Genomic DNA, 8,419 nt, shown 5'->3' on the forward strand with positions numbered 1-8,419 from the left:
AAGTTAATTCTCTAAAATAAGCAGACATAGATTTTAAATCTTTATCCTTAATATCGCTTTTTATTTTGCTCCATATATCCTCTGGAAGAGTTATAGACACCTTTTTTGTAACTCCCATAGATGGACGCCCTACATTTTCTTTTTTGGCTGAATTAGAGTGTTTTAAATGCTCTGGTAACGTATCGTATCGATAAGGCGGAATATAAAGCTGACCTAACATTTCGTTTATTGTTTCCAAAGCAACTCCTTCCGTCGCGGCCAAGGAAACAAATTCATTTTCTAATTGCTCGATTGTTTTATTTTCTTCCTCTTCACCATTCCAACGAACATCATATAATTTTTTGTGTAAATCCCATACTTTCAACATGTTTTAACCGCCCTTTTCTTTAAGTTACCTTTATTATATCATTTAAGTAACTTTAATTCAAGCGTAAAAAATACCGATTTTCCAAAATAGAATAATCGGTATCTTTCCCCTAGCTATACACTTGCTTGAAAAATAATTGCTTATGTTTTCTTACTTCTACATAGCCAGTAATCTTATATTGTGAAGGTTTTTCGTTCAATGCTAACAATTCCTCATAGAAAAAATGTTCTGCTTGTTTCTCTTTAAAAACTGGCTTATCTGTTCCTAAAATTTCATGAAGCATTAGCATAAAATCGCCCACCATCTTATTTTATTTTTTATCAGCTAATTCCTTTAACTTATTGATAAAATCTTCATCTGAAATATGTCCTTCTAGAGATTTTCTTACTAAATCCTCTTGTTCTTTGGAAACATCCATTCCAGATATTCTCAACGAAGCTTTAGCATATCTCATCGCTTCTTCATTAGTCCTTTTCATAAAAAAATCCTCCTTACTTACCCTAAAGGTTTATAGGTTGCCATAAAGGCAACCCTTGTCTGTACTGGTTTTTACTTGAAGAGTTTTTTCCACCAGGGTTTTACGTCGTCTTCTTCTTTGGCAGCTGCTATTTCTAATCTCTTTTCTTCTAATGATTGTTGTAATTGCATCGTTAGGATCCGATCTCTTTTTTCTACAACATCATTCATTTTATATTCAAATGCTTTCAACATATTTTCTCTTTCTTCTTCAATTGCTACTTTCACTACTCGTTGTATCGTTTCTTCTAATTCACTCTTTGATAAACGAATCTCATCCGTGAAAACGCTAGGCGTTTTTGTTGCGTTTTTTTCGTCTATATTCATTGATACAACAGCATTTAACGCGTCTGTAAAAGAAACATTGTTTGCTAATAATTTTTTCAATTCTCTTAACGCCTTAAAATCGCGTTCATAATAAATCCGTTGTCCTTTTTCATTTCGTTCCATTATATAACCATGCTGTTCTAACTCAATAGACCATCTTCTTAAACTAGAAGTAGTTATTTCTAAATCAGCAGCAACATCTTTCGAAAAATAGCCAAAGCTATTAGCGTTTTTCATAGCGTTTATTCACTCCTTCTACTTTTACTCTTCGATAATCTAGTAGAATTTCCTTCTTTCCTTTCAATCATCGTAAAAAGTCAATTGTATAATGAAGTAGCATTTAGAAGTAAAACGGAGGGATCTAGAGATTGACTTTTTTATTATGAAGCTATTTTTCTCGATATTTCCCAAACGCAAAAAGGCGGAATTTGCCCCAATATGGACAAATTCCGCCTTTTGCTTTTTGGATTGCTGTGTATAGGACATTTTATGTAAACTAACTTTAATGACCTAAAAGCTCATATTCAGAGGGGGATTATCAATTAATCTAATATTTAAATCCTAAAAAGCTTTGGTCGCTAAATAGGGGTAATATGGAAATTTGATAATCTTTCTATTTTTTGCAAATCTATTATTTTATTTTGTAGAACAATAGATTATGTTAGAATAAAGAAAAAAACAAAAAGCCATTTTCCTCAAGCTTAAGTGCTCCAACACACCTAACGGAAAATGACTTTACCCTTGCCCAAAACAAGGTTATTTGTAAAATTATTGTACTCGAATTAACTCTATATTTCAATGATTAATAATAGACATTTTTTGAGCATACACAAATAACCCATTTACCGACAAAGAGATATTTTACTAATGATGATGCAGTAAACCTAATTTGCTTTCAGTTCCCTAAGTTAAAACTCTAAGCTTTGCTTAGAGTTTTTATACTAATCAATATTTCTACATTTCTACCATTTTACTGAAGCAACAATAGATCCCATCCCACTGTAACCTACTTTATTTATGAAAGCATAAGGATGAATTATTCCAGAAGATGCTAATATAGGATAACCTGTACCATAGTAATATGCTTGATAAACTAATTTTGAACAATAGGTAGGATCTTTTGAACTGAGATTAGGTGTTATTGAATATTTTGCTTTAGGATAATCTTTTAAATATTTAGCTGCCCAACTTGCGGCTTTTGATGGCTTGCCTTTGTATTTGCTGTTTGTCCTAACAACCTTTGTAGAAGTATATTTTTTAAACCAAGAAGAAATTGAGATTTTGGACGGGTGAGCACCGGGCCCTGAAATATGCGCTATGTATGTACTATCGATAACTATTCCTGCATGTCCAGTAATTCCTTTGCAATTAGGTTTACAATTAGTTGTTTTGGTAACCACAATATCACCAGCTTTAACGGTAGCTTTAGTTCCTGGATAACTAGCTGCACTTGCTTCATTAGTTTGAAAGGTCAATGAAAAAACAAGTAAAAGTGCAGCTGTAACTAAAATACTAATAATTTTTTTCAACTTTATCACTCCAATATCTTATATTTTGTTACAATATTATCCATTATATTACATAATGCACCAAATGAGGAGGTAAAAATATGAAAAAAAGAATATTTTTGTTATTGATATTTTTTGTGATTTTTGGAGGAATAGGTTTGTATATTTATTTCAGTAATAATCCATCTGCTAAACCTTCTGAAGAAAGAATGGAAAATATTTGTGATAAAGTAGAAGATTATTTGATAAATGAAAAAGGGTATGATAAAAAAGAAATTTTATCATTAGAGCCTCAATTTGATCCTAGGTTCGCAGGATCCGATGCAGCCTACAGCGTGACTGTTGTTTTTGCGGATGAACAAGATATTGAATATCAATATGGTATGAACGGTAATGAAGTTTTTCAAGAAGGGTACTCTGGATCTAAAGATAATCCAATTCATGCAGAACAATAAAAATATATAAGAAAAAATTGATTGAGCACTGTTTTTTTCAATTAGAAACAAAAGAATTAACAAATTTTTTCATGTATTTAACCGAACAATTTAGTGAAAATAAAAAAACATAGTTCAAAAAGGGAGCGATAAATTTCTAAATCAAAAAATTTCAAAAGTAGAGAGTTAAGATATATGTGTTGATAAAACATATTCAGAAGCATAAAAAGAGTAGTTGAACTACTCTTTTTAATTTACTCTTTTTAAACCACAGGCTCTGCCTGTGTGAAAATAAAAGGGATTTTATATAAAAAAATAAAAGATACTTTACTTCATTTAAAAATACAGTAAAATATATTAGTTTTATATTGCTAAAATATAGAGAATGAAATTATTTTTCTAGATTAATTTGAAGAATTTTTCTTGCTTGTTCAATATCCATCTTCAATATTTTTTCTTTATTTTTCACTACATCTTTCTTAAAAGAAGCAATCAATTTAATTATTTCTTCTTCCCCTTCAATCTCAAAATGTTTCTCAATTAATCCACCCACTTGAATTAATCTTCTAGTTCTTTCTTTTCTCTCCTTTTGTCTCACTTGATTCGCCAATCGTTGTTTCTCCAGTTGCATCTTCCTAATTTTTTCTTCTAAATCTACTAATCTCTCTTCTTCCGTTCTTCGAGCCAAGGCTCTCACTCCCTACCCTATTATTTTCTCTATTATATCCAAAATTACGAGCGAAAACTAGAATTACAGAATGACTCCTCACATTAGTTCGTGGTATAATAACCCCAACGAACTAATGTGAGGAAGGGCGCACTTATACAAACTACGTTTGTGTGCGGTTGCTTCGCAACGAAAAAGCGTATTCGCCTTTCAGCGAATACCAAAATCAAAATCATTCATTCGCATATCTGCGAATGAATATCCGCCAAATGGCGAATACAAAAAACAATCGTAAGCTATTTATTATTCCTTGTTGGAAAAATCCAACTTGTCATAATAAATCCTTACGAATCCGTAATAAAAAATTTCCCACCTTTCGGTACGAAATTTTTTATTACGGTCATCCAAAACCTAATACATAAAATCCAAAAGAAAAGGAGGAAAAAGAATATGGCAATCTATCATTTCTCCGTGCAAATGATCTCACGCGGAAAAGGGCAATCCGCCATTGCTTCTGCAGCTTATCGATCAGGTGAAAAATTATATGATGAACGATCCGAGCAAAGCAAATATTATAAAAGAGACGTGCAACCAGAAAACCATATTCTTGCTCCTTCTCATGCTCCATCATGGATTCAAAATAGAGAGTTTCTTTGGAATGAAGTGGAGAGAAGCGAAACAAGAAAAAATTCTCAACTAGCAAGAGAAATTAATATTGCTTTGCCACGAGAACTTTCCAATAAGCAGCAAACTGAATTAATCAAAGGATATGTTCAAGAACAATTTGTAGATAAAGGCATGGTTGCCGATATTGCTATTCATCGAGATGATAAAGAAAATCCACACGCTCATGTTATGTTGACCACTAGAGAAATTTCAGAAAATGGTTTTACTACAAAGAATCGTGATTGGAATAAAAAAGAACTACTGGAGCAATGGAGAGAACAATGGTCTGAACATGCCAACAAGGCACTTAAAAAAGAAAATATTCAAGAACGGATTACCCATCAATCTCATGAGGATCGTGGACTTGAAATTTTACCTACTGTTCATTTAGGACATGTAGCTTCTGATATGGAGAAAAAGGGAATCGAAACAGACCGAGGAACTATTAATCGTGAAGTAAAACAGCATAATGCCATTGTTTATGACTTGCAAAAATATCGCGAAAAAAAGCAACAGCGACAAACCTTAATAAAAGAACAGGAACAAAAAAAGACAGTTGCTTTCGCTCCTGCAGAACAAAAAGTATTAGACTATATTCAAACAAAAATGATAAAAGAAAAACCGACTTTAGAGAATATTTCTAAGATAAAAGAGATTAATGAAATATGGCATAGCCAAAACAATTCCGAACATTATCAACTTCAAAACAAGCAAAAAAACATGGATAATCTTTTCCAAGCAAATGCCACTTTATCAAGCTTGGAAAAACAAATAAGCGAAAAAGAGCAAGCACTTGAAAATACAGGATTCTTTCAACGAAAACAGAAAGAGCAGCTACGCCATGAAATTAATTCTTTAAGCCAAACTCTTGATAGCCAAAAAGAAAGAGTATCCATCTTAATGCGAGATAATAACATTTCAACTAGAGAAGAAATTCCGTTTAGAAAAAAACAAATGGACAAAGAAGTTGAACAATCTCGTACTGAATTAGAAGGAAAAAGAACAACATACAAAAATACTAATAAGTTATTAGAACAAGGGGAAAGCCTTCTAAAAAATCATGAAATCAAAAAGACGACTTCTCTATATCCAGAACTAAAAAATAAACGAATCAATTATAAAACAGCTATAAAATTACAAGACGTTCATAAACGTTATAATCTTTCAAAAATTAGCGATATACCAACAGTTATCGAGAAGAATAAAGCTGAAATAAACAACATATCGAAAAACATTTCTACTTATGAACAAAGAGTAAAAACAGCAAATCAAGCAGAAATAAGATTAGGAATACTTAGTAAAATAAAAAACAAGTTAGAAGCGATTGAAAACAATCCTTTCCAATATGGAAAATTACTACATGATTCAGTTACAAAAGAAAAATATAAAAAATTAAAAAAACAACAAAGTTCTATAGGACGTGAACTTCGTTCTGTTGGATATACCACTGTTGGTTCTATCAAAGAAGACAGCAAATTGATGAACGAACTCAAACCTACTTATGATAAATATGTAAAAAAACTTGAAGAACTACAGAAAGAAAACGAAACCTTATCCAATGTTCAAAAAGACTTACAGCGAGCAAATAAAAGAGAACAATATTTATCAAGAGATAATGGATTAGAAAGATAGGGGTTGTAAAATTTACAACCCCTTATTTCAACTTCCAATTCATTTCGTATTTTTCAAATACCTTGATGAGATCATCAAGCAATTGCTCGCTTTCTTTCCATGACAAAGGCTTTTTTTCATAATCTCGACTATACTCAAACGTCACACGCCAATTACGGTTGCAATCAAAAGTACCATTAATAATCTGTTTAGACCTTTCAAACTCATGCATAAAAAAAGCACCTACCTTTTAAATTATTATATCGTAGTTATTTCTCATTTGATAACCACCCCTAATTACAAGGTTTTTAGTTGCCTTTATGGCAACATCTTAGCCTTATGGCAAGAACCTAAAAAGTTTAAATTTAAGATTGCCAAACAAAAAGTGAAATGCTATTTATTATAGAGTGAGAAGAGAGAGAGTTTTAAAAGTTAAAAAAAGACTGTTATATCAAGGGTTTTGAGATTTTTTGTGTGTTGCGATTTTACAACACTTGTGTTGCGATTTTACAACACACGAAATAATAAAAAAATAAAAAAACCGTTAGTAATCAAAATTAATTACTAACGGTTTTTTCTTTAAAATAATTTATCCGGTAAATCCTTTAATATTTTCATTTTCATTGCTTTATGAAACATAACTTGTAAATGCTCCGGAACCTTATCTTTATCACCCGCAAAAATAATATGAGGATTAACAAATAAAGAATAAGCTTTAACGTTATTACCTTCAATTCCACTTTCAGCTTTAGCTAAAATTCCTTTTTTAACTAAAGAATTAATTGTTGTACTTGTATTTGACCTATTACTATTTATTAGCTTAGAAATCTCTGTAATATTTGCAGGAACAGGATTTTTCTCTTTAATATCTAAAACTATGCAATTACTTGAAAAAGCAATATAAGGTATAACATCAGATAAAAAAACCTTTTCTTTACTGCTAAGATATTCTTGCTTATTTAGAAAACCTAAATTCTCTTGCAAGTGTTGAGCAAACCTCACTTTCGAATGTGGAGATCTTTTAGTTCCTATGTAAAGTTCTTTATTACCAGTAGCCATACTAAGTATTTTCATAGCTTGGTCAATTTGTTCTTGAGGTACTCCAAAATGCTCTAGATTATTAAGAATTTCATCATTTTTTAAATCTCTTTTTCTAGCATTTTTACTAACACTGTTTAAATTTACTACATTATTGTTTTCTTTTTTCACAAATTTCCTTCTCCCTACTAGAAGGAATATATCACTGTATGTTAGAATATAATTATTCTATAAGTGAATACAGGACATATTCCTGTCCTTGATTTAGTTAAAACCCTCGGAGTCGGCAAAAACTTGAGGGTTTTTCTTTATACCTTTAAGACTACCAATATTTTCTTCTTTATTCTACACTTTTTCATTTTTCTGAGGAGCTCTTTCTAAAACACATTTAACTTTCTTATATTTTTTTCCTACTTCTTCTAATTCTTCTCTAAACACATTCATTACTAATACTGGTGCTGATGTATTTTTAGCATGAACTAATACGATATCTCCCTGTTCAATAGGTTCTTTTCTTAATTTTTTTGGAATATGCCAATAAAATAGTTTGCTAGTATTTAACTTCAAAATACCATCTTTATTACTAAGAATATGAAACGCAGCAATAGTATTATTATCAGACATTTTCTTTCCCTCTTTCAATTTTCTCTTTTAAATTAATTAATAGTTTATCATCAATTCGTTTCGGTTTATACCCCATCCTATCAATCAATATACCCTCTATAACCTTCATACGGGCAGTATAAAGGCGATATTCACTTTCTGCCAAACCTTTTATATCATTAGGAACTACAACCCCGTCAGGAGCCTTCTGAACAGTTCTCATAAGGTGGTAACAACTTGTCCGCTTTTCTCTCACCAGTCGAAGCAAAACTAAAAGATCATATGTGTGAAGTGAAGCCAAGAACGAAAACGGTCTTTCGCATAATTCCAAGTACATAAAACCGTCTAATTTTGGTCTTTTCACTTTCAATGGTGCTTCACAAAAGGAGCATGTTTCTGCATAATTGCTATTTTCTTGACCGCAATAGGAACAAATCATTTTCTTTGAAACTCCTCACTACTTACGTAGTTAATAACCATAGCCCACAATTCATCTGATACCTCTAATTCGTATTGATCGATGACAGCTGCATAAGAATCCAAAGATTCTTTCAAGCCATTTTCTGATAGGAAAGAACGCTTTTTACTATGTCCAATCGAATTAACATGTTCTATCACAAATTCCCCATTATCCATATAAATTTTTAATTTTTTCATCATGCTTCCTCCTTAAAATGAGTCA

13 protein-coding genes are annotated in these 8,419 nt (G+C 31.3%); 2 read left to right on the forward strand and 11 right to left on the reverse strand.

Translation table 11 applies throughout. The features are described from left to right. The 5 genes from MHH96_RS25490 to MHH96_RS25510 all read right to left on the reverse strand — a co-directional run. Nucleotides 1-367 (reverse strand): hypothetical protein (locus tag MHH96_RS25490; protein WP_341118310.1); only part of this gene is annotated, 367 nt, incomplete at its 3' end. A 109-nt stretch (nucleotides 368-476) separates the two neighbouring features. Further along, the gene (locus tag MHH96_RS25495; protein WP_341118311.1) at nucleotides 477-656 is read right to left on the reverse strand and encodes a hypothetical protein; all 180 of its coding nucleotides are present in this window, start codon (nucleotides 654-656) and stop codon (nucleotides 477-479) included. Nucleotides 657-677: 21 nt separating this feature from the next. Beyond that, nucleotides 678-845, reverse strand: coding sequence for an antitoxin VbhA family protein (locus tag MHH96_RS25500; protein WP_341118313.1), 168 nt, complete (start codon nucleotides 843-845; stop codon nucleotides 678-680). Between the two features lie 71 nt (nucleotides 846-916). Continuing rightward, nucleotides 917-1,447, reverse strand: a complete 531-nt coding sequence (locus MHH96_RS25505) for a MerR family transcriptional regulator (RefSeq protein WP_341118315.1) — start codon at nucleotides 1,445-1,447, stop codon at nucleotides 917-919. Between the two features lie 725 nt (nucleotides 1,448-2,172). After that, nucleotides 2,173-2,739 (reverse strand): YiiX/YebB-like N1pC/P60 family cysteine hydrolase, encoded by a 567-nt coding sequence (locus MHH96_RS25510; protein WP_341118316.1) that lies wholly within the window; start codon nucleotides 2,737-2,739, stop codon nucleotides 2,173-2,175. An 80-nt stretch (nucleotides 2,740-2,819) separates the two neighbouring features. Here MHH96_RS25510 and MHH96_RS25515 point away from each other — a divergent pair, with 80 nt between their 5' ends. Continuing rightward, the gene (locus MHH96_RS25515) at nucleotides 2,820-3,173 is read left to right on the forward strand and encodes a DUF3139 domain-containing protein (RefSeq protein WP_341118317.1); all 354 of its coding nucleotides are present in this window, start codon (nucleotides 2,820-2,822) and stop codon (nucleotides 3,171-3,173) included. Nucleotides 3,174-3,543: 370 nt separating this feature from the next. On the opposite strand, the gene MHH96_RS25520 is transcribed toward MHH96_RS25515, so the two are convergent. Further along, on the reverse strand, nucleotides 3,544-3,840 hold the full coding sequence (locus MHH96_RS25520; RefSeq protein WP_341118318.1) for a conjugal transfer protein TraD: 297 nt from the start codon (nucleotides 3,838-3,840) through the stop codon (nucleotides 3,544-3,546). A gap of 429 nt (nucleotides 3,841-4,269) precedes the next feature. Between MHH96_RS25520 and mobQ the strand changes: the two genes are divergently transcribed. Further along, entirely contained in the window at nucleotides 4,270-6,117 is a 1,848-nt protein-coding gene (gene mobQ, locus MHH96_RS25525) for a MobQ family relaxase (RefSeq protein ID WP_341118319.1), read from the forward strand. Nucleotides 6,118-6,139: 22 nt separating this feature from the next. Here mobQ and MHH96_RS25530 read toward each other — a convergent pair whose 3' ends face one another. The 5 genes from MHH96_RS25530 to MHH96_RS25550 form a co-directional block, all read right to left on the reverse strand. Further along, nucleotides 6,140-6,328, reverse strand: coding sequence for a hypothetical protein (locus MHH96_RS25530; RefSeq protein WP_341118321.1), 189 nt, complete (start codon nucleotides 6,326-6,328; stop codon nucleotides 6,140-6,142). Between the two features lie 347 nt (nucleotides 6,329-6,675). Then, nucleotides 6,676-7,305, reverse strand: coding sequence for a MarR family transcriptional regulator (locus MHH96_RS25535; RefSeq protein WP_169189776.1), 630 nt, complete (start codon nucleotides 7,303-7,305; stop codon nucleotides 6,676-6,678). Nucleotides 7,306-7,479: 174 nt separating this feature from the next. Beyond that, nucleotides 7,480-7,758, reverse strand: coding sequence for a DUF5839 family protein (locus MHH96_RS25540; protein WP_169189775.1), 279 nt, complete (start codon nucleotides 7,756-7,758; stop codon nucleotides 7,480-7,482). After that, complete coding sequence (locus MHH96_RS25545) at nucleotides 7,751-8,176, reverse strand: hypothetical protein (RefSeq protein ID WP_341118323.1); 426 nt, start codon at nucleotides 8,174-8,176, stop codon at nucleotides 7,751-7,753. The genes MHH96_RS25540 and MHH96_RS25545 overlap by 8 nt, the downstream gene beginning before the upstream one ends. Beyond that, a complete protein-coding gene (locus MHH96_RS25550; RefSeq protein WP_341118325.1) occupies nucleotides 8,173-8,397 on the reverse strand; it encodes a hypothetical protein in 225 nt (74 codons plus the stop codon). The genes MHH96_RS25545 and MHH96_RS25550 overlap by 4 nt, the downstream gene beginning before the upstream one ends. Between the last annotated feature and the right edge of the window lie 22 nt (nucleotides 8,398-8,419).

The sequence above is a fragment of the Niallia sp. FSL K6-0212 genome (assembly GCF_038007605.1).
Classification (GTDB): domain Bacteria; phylum Bacillota; class Bacilli; order Bacillales; family Cytobacillaceae; genus Niallia; species Niallia circulans.